The organism is Pectobacterium cacticida, from assembly GCF_036885195.1.
Classification (GTDB): Bacteria; Pseudomonadota; Gammaproteobacteria; order Enterobacterales; family Enterobacteriaceae; genus Pectobacterium; species Pectobacterium cacticida.
This window is the reverse complement of record NZ_CP133656.1, coordinates 1967055-1984364: the sequence shown is the minus strand read 5'-3', so window position 1 is coordinate 1984364 and position 17310 is coordinate 1967055. Positions and strand designations below refer to the sequence as shown.

The following is a 17310-nucleotide window of genomic DNA, read 5'->3' as shown; positions in this document are numbered from 1 at the left end:
TTTTACTAAAGTGATTACAGGTAACCAAAATGAATAAATTTGTGCTGTCGATTCTTGCGGGGTTGGTCGCTTTACACGCCAACGCCGCAGCGCCCGACCGTCTGTCTATCGTCAATGAATATGTTGATAATGTGCTGGCAAAGGCCGGAGACCATTATCACGGCCAATCACCTACGCCGCTGCTGGCTGATGGCGTCGATCCACGCACGGGCAAACCGCTAGAGTGGATCTTTCCCGATGGACGCAAGGCCGTGTTATCCAACTTTTCTGCTCAGCAGAATCTGATGCGGGTGTTGGTTGGGCTAAGTAACCTCAGCGGCAACCCTGCCTATAAACAGCGCGCTGAAGCGATAGTGAAATACCATTTCCAGCACTATCAGGACAACAGCGGCCTGTTGATTTGGGGCGGACATCGCTTCGTAGATTTAAAGACGCTACAGCCGGAAGGCCCGAGTGAAAAAGAGATGGTGCATGAGCTGAAAAATGCCTATCCCTACTACGATTTGATGTTCAGCGTTGATAAAGAAGCCACCGCGCGCTTTATTCGCGGTTTCTGGAATGCGCATGTTTATGACTGGAAGGTGATGGAAACCAGCCGCCACGGTAAATATGGGCAGAAAATGGGCGCGCTCTGGGAGAGTCCATTTGAGCAACAACCCCCCTTCTTCGCCACTAAAGGCCTCAGTTTCCTGAATGCCGGCAATGATCTGATCTATTCCGCCTCGCTGTTGTACAACTACAATAAAGAAGACGGCGCATTGGTTTGGGCAAAGCGTTTGGCACAGCAATATGTTCTGCCACGAGATAAGGTAACCGGGCTTGGCGTGTATCAATTTACCCAACCGCTGAAACGCGATGAAACTACCGACGATGCCAATACGCATTCTAAATATGGCGACCGCGCGCAGCGTCAGTTTGGCCCCGAATTCGGCCCTGCCGCGCTGGAAGGCAATATGATGCTGAAAGGACGCACCAGCACGATCTATTCCGAAAATGCGCTGATGCAGCTCCAGTTGGGTAAAGATTTGGGCCCAGATGGCAAAGAACTGCTGAAATGGACGACCGATGGCCTGAAGGCTTTTGCTAAATATGCCTACAACGCGTCCGACAACACGTTCCGCCCCATGCTGGCTAACGGCAAAGATCTTTCCAACTATGTATTACCGCGCGACGGTTACTACGGTAAAAAAGGCACTGTCCTCAAACCTTATCCTGCCGATAACACATTCCTGCTGTCGTATGCGCGCGCCTATACGGTTTTACCAGACATGGAACTGTGGCGCGTCGCTCGCGGCATTGCCCGGGCACAGGGGCTGGGTGAGCTAGGCTCTGCGCCAGGGAAAGACGTCAACGTGGATCTCACCACCAAGAACAATGACCCTTACGCGCTATTCGCGCTGCTGGATCTATATCAGGCCAGCAAGGTGAAAGATTACCTATCGTTGGCGGAAAAAGTGGGCGATAACATTATCCGTACGCGTTATACCCATGGCTTCTTCATGGATAGTTCCAATAGACAGTACGCGAATATCGATACCATTGAGCCTTATGCCCTACTGGCGCTGGAAGCGACGGTGCGCAATCAGCCACAGTCTGTTGCCCCGTTCCTGAATGGTGCCGGTTTCACCGAAGGCGGCTACCGCATGGAAGATGGCTCAACGCGCGTTTCCACGCGGGACAACGAGCTTTTCTTGTTGAATGTCGGTGAGGTATTGAAGCCTAACAACAAGAAATAATTGGTAATCTGTCACATGCCAATGGTGGTTGACTGCCATTGGCATAACGAACCCGCCACACCCAAGCATGATAACGCCTGAAGGTCGGCTATTCAGCCGCCGTCATGCCGACCGCAACAATATGACGCGCTATTACCGCCGCAGTCCCAGCCTGCACCTTATAGGCAACTGGCTGGAAGCCGCGGGATTTGCGACCGATACCCCGGTCGTTATCACCGTTGAACAGGGGCAACTGGTGATACGCATTGTGGCTGAATGACAGGCAAAAAAATCCCGGCCTGTTTTAAGGCCGGGGATTTCGTTATAGGGATTATTTGGCTGGCTTTTTTCCAGCCTTACGCTCTTGTAGCTTGGCTTTTATCCAGATACCGAAGCCAAGTATTAAACCGCCCACAATCCCTTTTCTGAAAGCGTCAGAGAAAGCTTCTTTCCAATCAAAATAAAATATATCTATTTTAAAATAAACAATTACTGATGCCAGTAGATAAGCGATTACTACAGCAACAAACAATATGCTTACACACAAGAAAAGTAGTTTAACCAAAACCTTAATGTTAATTTTTTCCATTTTTCTCGCCAGCATTATCAAGTTTATTTTTAACTTTATTGCCGGTAGCCTCTCCTACAATTGAACCTGTAGCTGATCCAATGATTTCAGCGCTACCTTCTTTAATAACAGGTTTTAGTTGCTCAGTTGCCGCTTTGCCAATACCGCCACCGAATATAGAACCAACTCCTGCTCCAATAGTTGAGTTAGTCGGATCTTCCCCCTTAATACTGCTGCCAATTGCTGCACCGCCCATATTGATAGGTGTTGAGGCTATAATACCTTTCCCCGTCGTTGCTGCTGCTGTTACCCCAGCCATAATCGCATCAACGTAACTGAACGGATCTTTTCCGGTGAGCTGAACACCAGTATTAACCCCCACACCAATCGCTGCATTAGCCGCCATACCTTTCACAGTAACCCCCAGCACACTGCCTACAAGTATAGTAGGTGCATCGCCTATACTGGCATTAGATCTGTGATAGCCCCAAGTGTTCATGATTGTCTGAGCCTTAGACATGGCTTCAGAGTCAGGGTTACGTTTCATGTAATCCTGTCCAGAGAGCAAACCTTTGACCAATTCCTGCGAAACAGCGGAACCGTACTCCTTCTCCATCTCAGACGCATAAACACGCAGATAACCCGCCAGTTCAGCCTGCTCAGCACTACTCATCTGTGAAGGGTCTCTGGTAAATTTATCCACCAGTGCATCACTACGTTTATCGGCGTTTTCCAGCTTAATCAGCTCATTAGCGGTCGCTAATGTCTTATCACCGTTCTTAATTTTCTCAACAGCCTTATCGAGTTTGTCTGAAGAAGTTGCACCGAGGAAATTATTCTCCACCGCATTACGCCCGGACTGTGCGCCGCTGGTGGCGGAGGCGGTGCTGTTACCAGCCAGACCCGATACCAGCCCGGCGGCCAGCGTCGAGAGCGCGCTGACCGACTGCTTTTCCGCTTCCGTCAGGTCGTTCGCCGTCTTGCCGGGATATTGTGCGGCCATAATCGCACGGGCGGCCAGTTCACCGCTGGAGGCACCAATCGCCCCCGCTGCCGTATCCTGACCCGACAGTTGCGCAACCACCGCACCCACCACCGCGTGCGCCATCGCGTTGGCCGCGATATCCGACGCCGTGATTTTGCTCTCGTCCTTCGGTAGCGTGGCGTCTTTCACCCGTTGTGCCAGATACGGCGACGCACCGCTGGCTATCGCTTTCTGAATGTCCCCGCCCGCCAGAGCCTGTATCGCCGCCGTCGCCGCCTGTGCCGCACGCTGGAAGTCGCTCCCCGTGCCGTATTTCTGCATCTCGGCCTTGTAGGTCGGTGATTCCGTCAGCGCCTTTTTATAGACTTCCCATTCCTGCGCCGAATCCCCCTCTTGCGGACGTTTGACGGTGGCATCGCCCTTGGCCTCTGCGGCTTTCTGCGCCTTCAGCTTGCCTTCCGTGCGCACGATATCCATCACCTGCGCGCCGATTTCACCAATCAGCTGCGCCTGTTTCAGGCGTTTCTGCTCTTTCTCTTTGTTAAAGATCGGGCTGAGCGCGTTGTTCGCGTGCTCAACGTCACGGCTCAGCGTGGCGATATCCTGCACCTGCTTCGCCGTATCCCGCAGCAGCAGGGTACCGTCACTCACCGCCGCATAGGTGGTGCTGGACGCATTCCCGTGGCTCCCCAGCGCCATCAGCGCCGACGGCACGTTCATCGCCAGCGTCGACAGTATACTGCCGTTCAGGGACGGACTGGCGCTGAACCCGGCGCCGCTGTGCTCCACCTTGAGCTCGGCTTTATTGTTGAGCCCGCTCCACCCCAGCGTCCCCGTTTCCAGCCGGTTTTTCTCGGCGCTGGCAGTGGAGCCAATAACCGCAGCGTCAAGCTGGGTATGCTCCCCGGCCTTTATACCAAATCCGTCTTTACCGGCAAAGAGCCCCGTCTGCTGCTGCACGTTGTCGTAATTGCTGTGCATTTTGTCTTTGCTGAGGCTGATATAGCCGCTGCCACCCCCGCCGCCCCAGGTAAAGCTGCCGCCCGCCGACCCGCTCACCTGTTTGGAATCATAGCGGTCGCTGTCTTGCTGACTTTGCAGCAGCAGGTTACGCCCGGCGTCAACATCGATGCGCCCGCCGCTCACCTGCGCGCCGGTCAGCCGCGTGTCGCGCTCGCTTTTCAGCGTGACGTGGTTACCCGCATCCACCGTGGTTTCGGACCAGGTGTTGCCCGTGCCGGTTTCACGTCCTTTCGCCGCATTGACATTGGCGAAAATACTGAGCCCCGTGTTGCCGTTGCTTAAGCCCAGGCTGACGCCGATATTGCCGCCACTACTGCTGTTTTTACCGCGGATATCCTCGCTGTTGCGGGCGGAATGCAGGTGGATATCCTGCGCCGCGTTCATCAGGACATCCCCACCCGCCTTAAGCTGGCTGCCCGCGACCGTGATATCCCCGGTGCGCGATTCGATACCGATATCCCCGGCCGCATTCAGCGTCGAGCCAAAGCTCTGCTTCTGCTCGCTGGTCTGGCTGGAGCGTGAGTTCTGCGCCCCGAGCGAAATGCTGACGCCGACAAAAGACGCCTCCCCCTTGTTGTTCAACTCGGACTGGCTGCCCTGATAGGCCTGATACCCCGACAGCCCGGCCTTCATGCCCTGCAGCAGCGCCAGCCGGCCATCGCTTTCACTTTTCGCCGCCTGAATGCTCTGCACCGCGCTGTTGAGCGCCGAGCCCACCACGCCGGACAGCGCTACGGTCAGCCCCGCGCTTTTCTGCTCAAACTCTTGCTGCTGCTTGCGCGTGTCATAGCCCGGGTCGAGGGTCACATTGTTGCCCTGCAGGAGAATGTCCTTCCCGGCCACCATATCGGTGCCGCTGATCGTGACAGCGTTCCCGGCCTTCACCGTCACCGAGTCGGTCGTACTGCCAAGGGTGCTGATACTCTGGCTTTGTGTCGCCGCCTGATCGCGCAGTTTCTGGCTTGCCGAGGTTGAACCGATGGTAAAACCAATACCGCCGCCGCTGAACAGGCCGCTTTTTTTCTTGCTGTGCTCCTCATAGTTCTGGTAGTTCTCTACGCTGGCGGCGGTATTGACGTCGTTGTTCGCCAGCAGCGTGACCTGCTTGTCGCCGACCACCGAGGAGCCCTGCAGGTTGATATCCTGATTGGCTGCCAACGTGACGCCGTCACCCGATAACAGGCTGCCTTTTTCATCGGTCTGCAACGTTTCCTGCAGCGTATGCGTCACCGTCTTCGAGAAAGCCTTTTTCTTGACCTTCGTTTCTTCAAAGAAGGTGTGCTGCGTTTCCGTCGCCGACAGCAGGTTGATATTGTTACCTGCCTGCGCCGTTACCGCGCCGCTCGCCACGCCCTGTGCCGCCTGTAGGTTGATATCTCTGCCCGCCTGCAGGTTCAGACCTTTTCCAGCCGTCAGCTCCGTACTTTGCTGGGTGATGTTTTGCTGCCAGTCGGCGTGACGGTTCCACCAATTGCCGCTGTAGGTTTCTTCGCTTTCGGACAGCAGATTCAGATCGCGTCCGGCTGCCAGTGTTGCATTGCCTTTGGCGTTCAGGCTGGCTGCTTCGGACAACACGTCCCGTCCCGCCACCAGATTCAACTCGCCGCCGCTCAGGAGCTGGCTGTTTGACACGTCCTGCGTGCGGCGCAGTGAAGTCCTGCCCCTTCCTATATCCACAAAATTGTTCGTCAGTGTCAATGACTCCATCGCCACATTGCCTTTGGCGTTCAGCGCCATGTCCTGCCCGGCGCTGAGCGTGGCCGCCACGTTGCGGATATCCTTGCCCGCGCTGAGCGTCAGGCTGTTGCCCGACACGATGTCTGCGGTTTTGCCCACTTCGGTAAAGACAAGAGAACCAACTCTGCTAAGTGAAGCGTTAGGCTGTGCTGCCTGAAAATTGCGGCTTTCCGTCCGGTTGATGATGTCGCCGTTAATGCTGGCGAGCTGCAGCGTATTACCTTCAATCTGGCTGCCGCTGTTGGTGATGTTGTTGAGCGCCACCAGATTCAGGCCGCCGTCTGACTTAATCAGCCCGCCTTCGTGGTTATCAATCCTGTCGCCGCTGGCTATCGCCAGCACGTCGACCGCCCTGAGCGTGCCGCTGTTGGTAACGCTGCCGCCGGCGTTCAGCTCGACCCTGTTCGCGACAATCGCGCTGCCTTGCAGGTTGCTTTTATCCGCCTGCGCCAGATACAGCTTCGGTGCCAGTACGGTCTGCCCGTTGACCTCGATATTTTCCCACCAGACCAGGCTCTGGCTGAGGTTAGCGACCTGATCCGGCGTCAGGCTGACGCCTAGTTGCAGGTTCATGCCTTTCTGCGCCGCCGCCGCGTTATCCAGCAGCATTTGCATCTGTGACAAGTCAGATCCCATACCATCCAGATAACGCCGTCCGCTCTGTTTCAATACCGCCTGGCTGATATAGCGGGTATCAAACTCCGCATCGCCGAGGAAACGATAATCGTGATCCGCATCCAGATTCAGCTTGTCCAGCAGGTAGGACGAGCCCAGCACTCGCTCGGTCTGCGTCCACTGCGAGCGCGTCTCAACCGGCACCACCGTTGACGGCTGCTGCCCCAACAGCGTCTGCAAATCGCTGAACAGCGCATTGTCGACCTGCCCCAACTGTTCCAGTTTCGGGTTGGTATGGATCAGGTAGCGGCTGTCGGCATTCGGGTCGACCACCAGCAGCCCGTTATTGCTGGTCGGCAGCGGGTACTCGGCAAGCGGGTTGGTGCTCAGGTTTTGTAGGCCATTGCCAATGGCGCTCAGCAAGTCAGCGGCAGAAAGCGGTGGCTTCACAGCAGTAGCCCCGTCTGGAAGGCTGTCTGCACTCACTGTCGGTTTCAGCGCTTCCACCGACACCGGGCCCGGTGTCGCCAGTGTGGCAGGGGTGCCCACCGTGCCCGCAACCGTGATGCTCGCCGCTGTGTTGTTCACGCTAACCGGCGTCAGGCTTTTGCCTGCATCGGGCCGCTGGCCTGTCGACGTCAGCGCAACCGCATCGGGGTTGTTGACGTGACCAGAAGCAGAAGTCGGTAACACCACGGCATCGCCGGTATTCAGCGTCAGCGGCCCGGCAGTATTCGGTGCTGCGATAGTCGCCGTGATGTTGTCCGCCTGCGCCCCCGCCTGCAGTGCGGTGCTCGCCTGCGGCGTCAGCGTGACCGCTTTGCCTGTCGCCGCCACGCCTGCGGCATTGCCCGCCAACGTTGCCTGCCCACCGCCAGCTTTGGTGACGTCAACCGCCCCGGCATTAAACGACGAATCCTGACTGACCAGCTGGCGCGTGGTCTGCTTCTGCAACGGTGACAGCGTAGTGATGGCATCCAGCACCGGTTTGGTGGCCGCTGGCATAAATCCGCCACTGCCCGGCTGCAGCGTGGTATTGCTGATATCCTGTTTGAAATCGGCGGTAATGGTGCCGCCCGCCTGAATTAAGGCGTTATAGCTTTCGCCAACGGTTTTTTCGGTGGTTGGAGAACCGGATAATATGTACGATAAATGTTCAGGTAACGCACCAATCGCTGTTGATTTCTGACTCTGGCCCGAATAAATATACGTTAAATACTGCTTTAGCTCGCCTGCTTGATATGATTCATTCTTAAAAGAATTCCCTTTTAGGAAAATATCTTTAGATGAAATAACCTTCGAAGCTTTATTGTCTAACTTGTTTGCTGATAAGAATAAATATCCGCCCGATAGTAATACCCCTTCATTTCCCTTTGTTATAACACTAATAGAAGTATTCCCAGACAAAACTTTTTTAGTAATAGCCGAGTTTCTAGGAACGTATTTATAAAAAGTGGTTACCTCTTCAATCCATTGCCACGTGCCAGCAGTGCCACGCACTGTACCTGGGGCGAGGGTTCTAAAAATTTGCTTTTCTATGTCAATCCCATATTCTCCATTATTAAACCAGCTTAAAGGGATATTGACATTCGTCAATCCAATCCAAGAAGGCCTACCATTTATAGGATATTCACTTTCCGTCACCACCAGTCCCTCACGCTGATTGGTCAGCGTGCCGGTATTAATGGTGATATCGCCGGACTGGGTTTCAATGGTGCCGGAACTATTGAGCAGCGAGGTGCTGGCGTTGCCTTGTGCATCGCGCTGCACCCACATGTTATTGCCCGCCAGAATGGTGCCGAACACGTTGGTCAGCGAATCCGACAGCAGGCGCATATTGCCGCCCGCATACAGCATGCTGCTGTTGTGCAACACGCTGCCGGCCTGCACCAGCAGGTCGCCCGTGGTACCAATCAGCCCTTTGTTATTCAGCGTGTTATCACTCACCAGCGTCAGATTATCACCCGCCTGCACGCTGCCCGCCTCCAGCTGTACGATATCCTTTGCGCTGAGGCGCGATTCCCCACCGCCTGCCAGAATGCGGCCCTGATTGGTCAGCGTGCCGGTGCTGGTCAGCTGGACGGATTGGCCCTGCAGGGTACCACGCTGATCGAGGTCGCCCGCCACGTTCAGCGTCAGCTGTCGACCGGCGGCCATGCTCTGGGTGAAGGTCAGCGGCCCGGTAATGTCGGCACTCAGGTTGCCCAGCGCCACCAGTTGCCCGTCCTGCTGCAGCTCTTGCGTTTTCAGGCGCAGGTCCTGCGCGCTGTAGAGCTTCGCCCCCTGACGGTTAATCAGCCGCTGCGTCTGCAGTGCCAGTTGTGTCAGGCCCAGCAGCGTGCCGTGGTTGTCGAGTTCATCGGCGATAATCTCCAGTTCGCCCGCCTGTACCAGCCCGTTATTCACCCATTGCGGGATTTTCAGCGTCAGTTTGTCCTGCGCCATCAGGCTGCCCTGCTGGATCAACTGAGTTGTGTTTACGGTCAGCCCGCGCCCCTGCAGCCAGCCGTGGTTCTCGACCGCCGCTGATTTCAACGTCGTGGTGCCGTCAGACAGCAGTTGCCCGGCCTGCTGGTTGACGATGCGCTCTGCTGCATCCAGTTGCAATGCCGCGGTGCCCTGCGCCGTGCCGCCGTTGATGACGGTATTCCCCGTCAGTGTGGTGTTAACGGCTTTGATTTCTCCCTGATTAGCCAGCGCCGCCGCCTGCACGTTCAGCGTGCCGTCGCTGCTCAGACGTGCCTGCGAGGTATTGGTAAACTGACGGGAGGCCGTCGCATTAAGCGCGCTATTGCCACGCAACGTACCGTGGTTAGTGAGTTCATCTGCACCTAGCGTCAGCGTGCGACCCTGTATCTGTCCACGGTTGAGGATGTCATGCGCCGTCAGGCTCAGGTCACCGCCGCTGACCAGTTGGCTGCCCTGTGCGCCCTGATACGTTCCGCTCAGTTGCAACGTCCCGCGCTGCACGCCCAGCAGATTGCCCTGTTGTTCGAGGTCACGGGCGGTCAGTTGTAACGCGTCCGACTGCCACAGTCCCTGATTGCGCAACACGCCGGTTGTGAGTTCGCCCGTGCCGCCGCTGAGCAGTCGCCCTGTCGCCAGATTATCAACACGGTCAGTGAGATTCAGCGTAAAGCCGCCGACGCCCGTCAGCGTGCCGCTGTTTTCCAACGTCTTACCGGTTACTGTTACTGCGCCCTGCGAGAACAGTTCTCCCTGGTTGTTGAGTGCGTCGCCGTTGAGCGACAGACCGCTCAGCCCTGCCACCGTGCCATGGTTGTCGAACGTGTTGCCGTTCAGCAATAGCGTACCCGCCTGCCATAAACCGGCATTGTCCGCCCGTGTGGCATGCAGTGTCGCGACGCCGTTGCTGAGCAACTGGCTGCTTTTATCGCCGACATAGCGCAGCACATCCAGCAGACGCAGCGCGTCGGTACCCTGAATGTGACCCTGATTGTCTATCTCGCGGGCGCCCAGTTGCAGGTCATTCGCCTGCAGCGTACCGGCATTGCGCAGCGCAGCGCTGTCGAGGCGGCCTGCGCCGTTGGTCAGCAACTCGCCACCGGCACGGTTAAGCAGCTCATCACGGTTGGTGACTGTCAGGCCATTACTTCCCAGCACCCGCCCGCTGTTATCCAGCGTGGTGGTGGTCAGGCTCAGCGTGTCTGCCGCTATCTCACCGCTCTGCGTTAGACGGTCAGCCGTGATAACAGCCTCACCGTCGCTTAGCAAACGTGATTGTGCATTCCCCTGATAGGTTCCCGGCAAATCAAGCCGCAGCCCGTCCTGACCGAGCAGCGTGCCGCCGTTTGTCAGATCGTTTGCCAACAGTTCCAGCGTCTTGCCCTGCCAGAATCCGTCGTTAATGACCGTGCCCGCCTGCGCCTGCAGGGCCCCGTTGGTCAGCAGTTGACCCGCACTGCCGACTGTCAGGCCGTCACGCAGCTCCAGCGTGAGGCCGCGTTCACCGATGACCGTGCCGGTGTTGCTGAACGCACTTCCGTTTAGCGCCAGCGTCCGGCTTTCCCAGCGCCCGCTGTTGTTCAGTTGATTGCCGCGCAGCGTCAGGGTGTCGGCGGTATGCAGCAGGCCTGCCCCCTGATAGTCGCCATTGAGCGACAGCGCCCCGTCGGCAATCACGTTGCCTGTGTTGTTTATCGCACCGCCGTCGAGCGTCATCTTACCCACGCCGGACACGGTGCCCTGATTATCGAGCTGGCTGGCGCTCAGTTGTGTGTCGCCGCCGGAGAGCAGCGTGCCCTGATTGGTTAACCGGCTGGCAGGGTTGGTACGGTCCAGCATGATGGCTAACCCGTGGTCTCCCTGCATCCGCCCGCGGTTGGTCAGTTGCTGCGCCTCTAACGTCAGGTTGTCTGCCTGCCAGTCGCCGTCGTTTACCGCCGTTGCCGCACGCAGTACCGCGACGCCCTGCGACAGCAGTTTCGCGTCCTGCTGATTGTTCAGTGTGTTATGTGTTGTCAGCGACAACGCATCGAGACCAAAGATCTGTCCACGGTTGGTCAGGTCAGTGGCCTGCAGCGTGATGTCGCCCGCCTGCCACTGCCCCTGATTATCAACCTGATCCGCCGTCAGCGTACTGCTGCCCTGACTCAGCCATTTCCCCTGATTACGGGCTGTCCCCGCAATCGCCAGCGTCAGCGCATCCACGCCCAGCATCTTGCCGTGGTTATCCAGCGTCTGCGCGTCCACCTTCAGCGCCCTCGCTTCCAGCGTCCCCTGCTGATCGATATGGTTTGCCACGATACCCAACGTAGTGCTGCCGCTGATAAGCCCGCGATTATCCAGCGTATTGCGCAAATCAAATTGCAGATCGTCCGCACCCAGCACCTGACCGTAATTCAGCACGCCCGCCGCGGTGATACCGATGCGCGGGCTGGTGAGGTCACCGGTGTTGGTCAGGGTGCCGTCCAGCGTCAGTTGCAGACTGCGCGTGCCGTTGATCTGACCATCGTTAGTGAGATCGTTGGCGGTGATGGCAAGCGCCTGGCTGTTCAGCGTTCCCTGATTGTCGAGGTGATTGCCGAGCAGGAACGTTAACCCGTTCACGCCTGTCATCGTGCCGTGGTTAAACACGTCATTGGCGTTGAGCGTCAGCGCATTACTGCTGATGTCACGGGTGTTATTCAGCGTTCCGTTCAGCCCCAGGGACAGGCTGTCAATACCGGTGAGCGTGCCGCGGTTGGTCAGGTCGTTCGCGTTCAACGTCACTGCCGCCCCGTACAGCATGCCGGTATTGTTGAGGTTCTGGTTTACCGTAATCCCCAGTTGGTCAAGGCCGTTGATTTTCCCGCTATTGTCGAGGCTGCCTGCCTGCGCGGTCAGGTGATAGCTGCTCAGCGCCCCCTGATTGGTTAAGGCGTCACCCAGCGTCAGTTGAAGACCGTTCACGCCGGTGATCTCACCCGCGTTGGTCAGCGTGCGGGCAGCAATATCGGCACGCTTGCTCCACAGTGTGCCCTGATTGTCTACATCACCGTTTGCCAGCATCACCGTCAGCGATGTATCACCCTGAATGTGACCGGCGTTGGTCAGTTTCTGCGTCTCCAGCGTCAGGCTATCCGCCTGCCATTCACCGTCATTGCTCACCTCGGCCGCGTTCAGCACTGCCAGCCCCTGCGTGAGCAACTTGCCATTTTGCGCATTGTCCAGACGGTTTTTCGCCGTCAGCGACAGCGATGATAGCCCCAGCAGCTGCCCGGCATTCTGGACGTCATCGCCCGTCAGTGTCAGCGTTTTCGCCTGCCACTGGCCTGTATTCTCAAGCCGGCTGGCGGTCAGCGAGCTGTCGCCCTGACTCAGCCACTTCCCGCTGTTGCGCGCCGTGGTGTTAATCGACAGCGTCAATTCGTCCATGCCCAGCATCGTGCCCTGGTTATCCAGGGTGTTCGCCTGCACCTGCAACCGACGGCTTTCCAGTGAACCCGACTGCTCGACCTGATCCGCCTCCAGTTGTACCCGCTGGCTGCCGCTAATCAGGCCGCTGTTGTGCAAACCTTCTTGCAACGTCAGATACAGGTCGTCACCGGAGAGTTCCCCCTGATTAAATAGGCCAGTCGCCGACAGCCCCAGCGTCGCCCCGTAGAGTTCGCCCTGATTGGTCAGGCGGTCAGCAAGGGTCAACTGCAGCGCATCAATCCCGGCAATTTCGCCGCCGTTAAACAGGGTATCCGCCGTGATATCGATCCGCTGCCCCAGCAGCGTGCCCTGATTCTCCAGCGTGAGCCCCTGCAACTGAATGGCGTTCGCCTGCCAGCGCCCGCGGTTGGTGAGCGTGGTGCCGGACCAGTCCAGCCGCCCGTCGGTCTGCAGCGTCCCGCTGCCCTGATAACCACCCGTCAGCGACAGGGATGTCAGGGCGACCACGGCACCGTCATTCTGGATCGTGTTGCCCGTCAGGGTTGCCGTGCTGTTACCGGAAAGCGAGCCCTGATTGGTGATTTGTGCGGCATGCAGCTGCAGGTCACCGCCCGACGCCAGCGTGCCGCTGTTGTCCAGTACACCGTCGCCCGCCCCACCTCCCTGAGGTGGAGATGAGGCGTTGAGTTGCTGAATATCTGCCGCCAGCGACAGCGCCATCGGCAGGAATGAACGCTGACGCGCGGCACTTACGGGCGCAACGGTGACGCTAAGCTCACGGTCGGTCAGCACCCGTCCCGTATTGATGAAACGTTCGGCCTGCAGCGTCAGGTTATCCGCCAGCCACTCGCCGTGGTTCTTCGCTTTAGCAGCCTGTAACACCGCCGCCCCCTGCGTGAGCAGTTTGCCGGTTTGTTGGTTTGCCAGCCCGCCCTGTGCCGTTACCGACAGCGCCTGAATACCGAGCAGTTTCCCGGCATTGGTCACATCATCCGCTTCCAGCGTGAGGTTTCCGGCCTGCATCAGCCCGCGGTTATCGATGCTCTGCGCGGTCACCGTTGCGTTGCCCTGCGTCAGCAGATTGCTGTCGTTGGAAAAATTACCGGCAATCGACAATGTCAGCGCGTCCACGCCCAGCGTTTTGCCCTGATTGGTTAGCGAGGCGGCGTCCAGCGTGACGCTTTTCCCTTCCAGCGTACCGCCCTGTCTGACGTTACCGGCTGTCACCGCCACAGACTGACTGCCGCTGATGACGCCCGTGTTATCCAGCAACTCGGCGGTGTTCAGTTGCAGGGTATTGATGCCCTGCATGTCGCCGCGGTTGTTCACCTCCGCCGCCGCAACCGACAGGTTGTCGCTGCGTAGCGTGCCGAGATTATTCAGGCTGTCGCCAAGCGACAGCGTTAGCGTATCGACACCCGTGATGTCACCGTGGTTAACCAGACGCTCCGCAGAAAGCGCAACCGTGTTACCCAGCACCGCGCCCTGATTGGTAAAGTGCTTCCCTTGCAGGGACAGCGCCCGGCTTTCCCAATGCCCGCCGTTAACCAGCGTATCGCCCTCCAGCGTCAGGGTGCCCGCCGTGTTCAGCAGGCCACGGCCCTGATAGTCGCCGTACAGCGACAGCCCTGTTGCCGCAACCAGACGACCGTCGTTTATCAGCGACGTGCCCGTCAGTGTCGCGTGGCCCTGGCTGGAGAGCGTGCCCGGATTCTCCATCAGGCGTGCAAACAGCGTGGCGTCCCCGCCTGTGTTCAACGAGCCACGGTTGATTAGCGTCCCTGTGCCGCCAGTCGTTGGCAGTGTCAGGAGCAAGGCGTCATCCCCCTGGATCTGGCCATCATTGGTGAGATTATTCGCCGTCAGCGTCAGGGTTTTCGCCTGCCAGTCTCCGGCATTAACAGCCTCCGCCGCCGTGAGCACCGCCGCGCCCTGAGACAGCAGTTTCCCCGCCTGCCGGTTGGTCAGCCCGCTGGCCGCCGTCAGCGCCAGTGAGGACACGCCGAAGATGTTTCCCGCGTTATCCAGTTCATCCACCTGCAGCGTGACATTTTTTGCCTGCAACGTTCCCTGATTATCGAACCGTTTAGCCGTGGTGCTGCTATCACTCTCACTCAGCAGTGTTCCTTGATTAGCCAGATTGCCGTTCAGGAAGATCGACAGGTTAGTGATACCGCTGACCGTGCCACTGTTGTCGAGGGACGTACCGTCTGCCGTCAGGGTTAGCGCCTGCAGCGTGCCCCGGTTCTCGGACTTTGCCGCCTGAAGATGCAGCGACTCTCCGCTGAGCCAGTCGCCACTATTGGTAAAGGTATCGGCGACGGTCAGGTTTAACGCACCCCGCGCTTGTGCCTGTCCGCTGCTTGTAAGAGTATTGGCCTGAAGGGTCAAATTATTTCCTTGCAACGCCCCGGCCTGTCTGACGACATCGCTGTGAATGGTCCAGTTGCCCGCCGTCAACAAGCTGCCGCGGTTGTCCAGATGGGCGGCGGTAACCTGTCCGTCGCCGGTAAGACTGGTTTTCCCCGCGTTGAGCCAGCGTTCGGCATTCAGCAGGAACTGCTGCGCCTGAATGGCACCGTCGGTCTCGGCCAGTCCGGCGTTCACCGTCAGGTCCGTGCCAGCCAGCAGCGAGCCGGTCGCGGATTGCGTTAGCGCACGCGTGGCCTTAAGCTGCAGCGCGTTGTCAGCCTGCAACGTTCCCTGATTGGCAAGCGTACCGGTGTGTAGTTGTAAATTAGAGGCGGTGAACGTACCGTCATTGCTAAGGCGGTCAGCGGTGACCTGCAGGGTATTGCCAGCCTGCATCAGGCCGAGGTTATCCAGCGAGTCACCTAACGTCAGCGCCAGTTTTTCCCCCGCGCTGAGCGTGCCGCGGTTCACCAGACTACCGCCGTGCAGCGCCAGTATCTGTCGCGCATTGATAGCACCGTGGTTTTCTGCTGTCTGGCTGCTCAGGTCGAGTGCGTTCGCGGTCACCTCGCCCTGACTGGTGAAGTTGTCAGCTTGTGCGGTCAACGTCGCGGCCTGTAGTGTGCCACCGTTGGTGATGCTGTCGGCCAGTAAAAACAGCTGATTTTCCGTCAGGATGTTGCCCTGATTGTTCAGCACCGTTTGCAGCTCAAGCCTCACGTCACTGCGGGCGCTGATCAATCCGCTGTTGTCCAGACGCCGTGCGTTAACCGTCAACCGCTCGGCCGCCGCCAGCGTGCCGCGGTTCGTCATGTCGCCGCCGCTGAACGTCAGCGCCTGCCGCGCGGCGATATCCCCCCCGTTATCCAGCGCATCCAACGTCAGCGCGAGGGTTTTCCCCGCCAGCGTACCGCGCTGCACCAGACGTCTTCCCTCAACGGTGAGCACATTACCGGCGGTCAGATTTCCTTGCCAATCGCCCTGCTGCGTGACGCGTACCGTGGCGTTGTTTTTTGCCTGCAGTTGGGTGCTGCCAGTACTGGTAAGAGTCTTCGCCTCCAGCCGCACATCCTCAGCGCTCGCGCTGCCCGCCAGCGATACCGTGTCGCCGCGCACATTGAGCACCGACGCTGCCCTGATGCCACTTGCCGCATTCTGCTGCAGAGACTGGCCCGCGTTGACCGTCACCTTACCGGCAGTAAGCTGGGCGGCATCAAGCGTGACAGCGTCACCGTTAAGGGATAATTGATTGGCGGATTTGACAGTGCCCTGCGCATCGACACCCGCGCTGATGGCACTGTTTTGCGCCTTCAGCGCCCCGTCTGTCTGGAGAGCGATATCCTGCCCGGCACGCAGCGTGTCGTCCTGCAGCGTGATCTCCTGTTTGGCGTTCAGCCTCAGCGCATCACCCGCCTGCTGCTTGCCTCGTAGCGCTAGCGAGTCCGCGTCCGCCTGTATATTCCCCTGCGCCACCGTATCGCCGAGGCTGAGCTTGCCGTTGGCCGACAGCGTGATATCCCCGCTGCGCGCACTGAGATTGCCAAGGTTGACGCCCACGCCCTTATCGCTGGAAATCAGCTTGATGCGGTTGGTGTACATCCCGCCTAGTGCGCCCGTGTCGAGCGCAACTTTCACGCCGTCGCCCGCTGTGTGCGCGGTGACTGTACCATTGGCATCGACCTGATTAGCACCGAGCACAATCTGCGCATCATTAGCATTCAACCCGGCGTTAATCTGCGCGGTACGGGCTATCAGGCTGAGGTAGTCACTCTTGCTCGCATCCAGCCCCTGCCCGGTCAGCGTGATATCGCCGCGGGTCACGTCGATATGCTGCAGGTTTCCCTGCGCATCCAACTGCGGTTTGCCGGTAGTCAGCGTCACCTGCGGGGTATTGATAAAACCGCAGCCGTCGCAGGTGATGCCGTTCGGGTTGGCCACGATGACGCTGGCCTGCTTGCCGCCGACCTCAAGGTAGCCCGCCAGCGTACTGCGGTTGGTGGACACCACTTCGTTGATAATGGCGTCGGCGGCTTTACCTTTCAGGTTCGGGTTGTTCTGGATCAACCCGCCAAGCTGGGTGGGATTGAGCTGTGCCGTACCGTTATTCAGGATCAGACCGGGTTTATCGACGTTAAAATCCTGGTATTGGTTGTGGGAGATTCCCGCGCTGTTTGGCGTGGCGATATTGATGACCGGGACGCCGTTACCGGCCTGATCCAGCGCGGTGTTGCCCGTCGCGACCTGCACGCCCGCGGCCATGGCTGGCAGCAACGGCTGAAACGCAATCAGGTGGATCAGCGTGTACGCCAGCAGGCGCTGTGTGGTTTTTACTGGTTTCATCCCTGATCCCCCGGTCTTAATGATGCACAATTAAC

The 17310-nt window shown here is 58.3% G+C and carries 4 protein-coding genes; 2 read left to right on the top strand and 2 right to left on the bottom strand.

Going from position 1 to position 17310, the window contains the following annotated elements; translation table 11 throughout:
• Nucleotides 1-29 precede the first annotated feature (29 nt).
• Complete coding sequence (locus RFN81_RS09190) at nucleotides 30-1736, top strand: pectate lyase (RefSeq protein ID WP_264498784.1); 1707 nt, start codon at nucleotides 30-32, stop codon at nucleotides 1734-1736.
• A gap of 67 nt (nucleotides 1737-1803) precedes the next feature.
• The gene (locus RFN81_RS09185; RefSeq protein WP_264498783.1) at nucleotides 1804-1995 is read left to right on the top strand and encodes a type I toxin-antitoxin system SymE family toxin; all 192 of its coding nucleotides are present in this window, start codon (nucleotides 1804-1806) and stop codon (nucleotides 1993-1995) included.
• A 51-nt stretch (nucleotides 1996-2046) separates the two neighbouring features.
• Here RFN81_RS09185 and RFN81_RS09180 read toward each other — a convergent pair whose 3' ends face one another.
• Together RFN81_RS09180 and RFN81_RS09175 are read right to left on the bottom strand one after the other, a co-directional pair.
• Complete coding sequence (locus RFN81_RS09180) at nucleotides 2047-2304, bottom strand: hypothetical protein (protein ID WP_264498782.1); 258 nt, start codon at nucleotides 2302-2304, stop codon at nucleotides 2047-2049.
• Nucleotides 2291-17275: a hemagglutinin repeat-containing protein gene (locus RFN81_RS09175; protein WP_338539457.1), complete on the bottom strand. Its 14985-nt coding sequence runs from the start codon at nucleotides 17273-17275 to the stop codon at nucleotides 2291-2293. Before RFN81_RS09175 ends, RFN81_RS09180 begins: the two co-directional genes overlap by 14 nt.
• Nucleotides 17276-17310 lie beyond the last annotated feature (35 nt).

What these genes read in the sequence shown, in the direction of transcription:
- RFN81_RS09190 (WP_264498784.1), top strand. Translation starts at nt 30, where the DNA reads ATGAATAAATTTGTGCTGTCGATTCTTGCGGGGTTGGTCGCTTTACAC.
- RFN81_RS09185 (WP_264498783.1), top strand. Translation starts at nt 1,804, where the DNA reads ATGATAACGCCTGAAGGTCGGCTATTCAGCCGCCGTCATGCCGACCGC.
- RFN81_RS09180 (WP_264498782.1), bottom strand. Translation starts at nt 2,304, where the DNA reads ATGGAAAAAATTAACATTAAGGTTTTGGTTAAACTACTTTTCTTGTGT.
- RFN81_RS09175 (WP_338539457.1), bottom strand. Translation starts at nt 17,275, where the DNA reads ATGAAACCAGTAAAAACCACACAGCGCCTGCTGGCGTACACGCTGATC.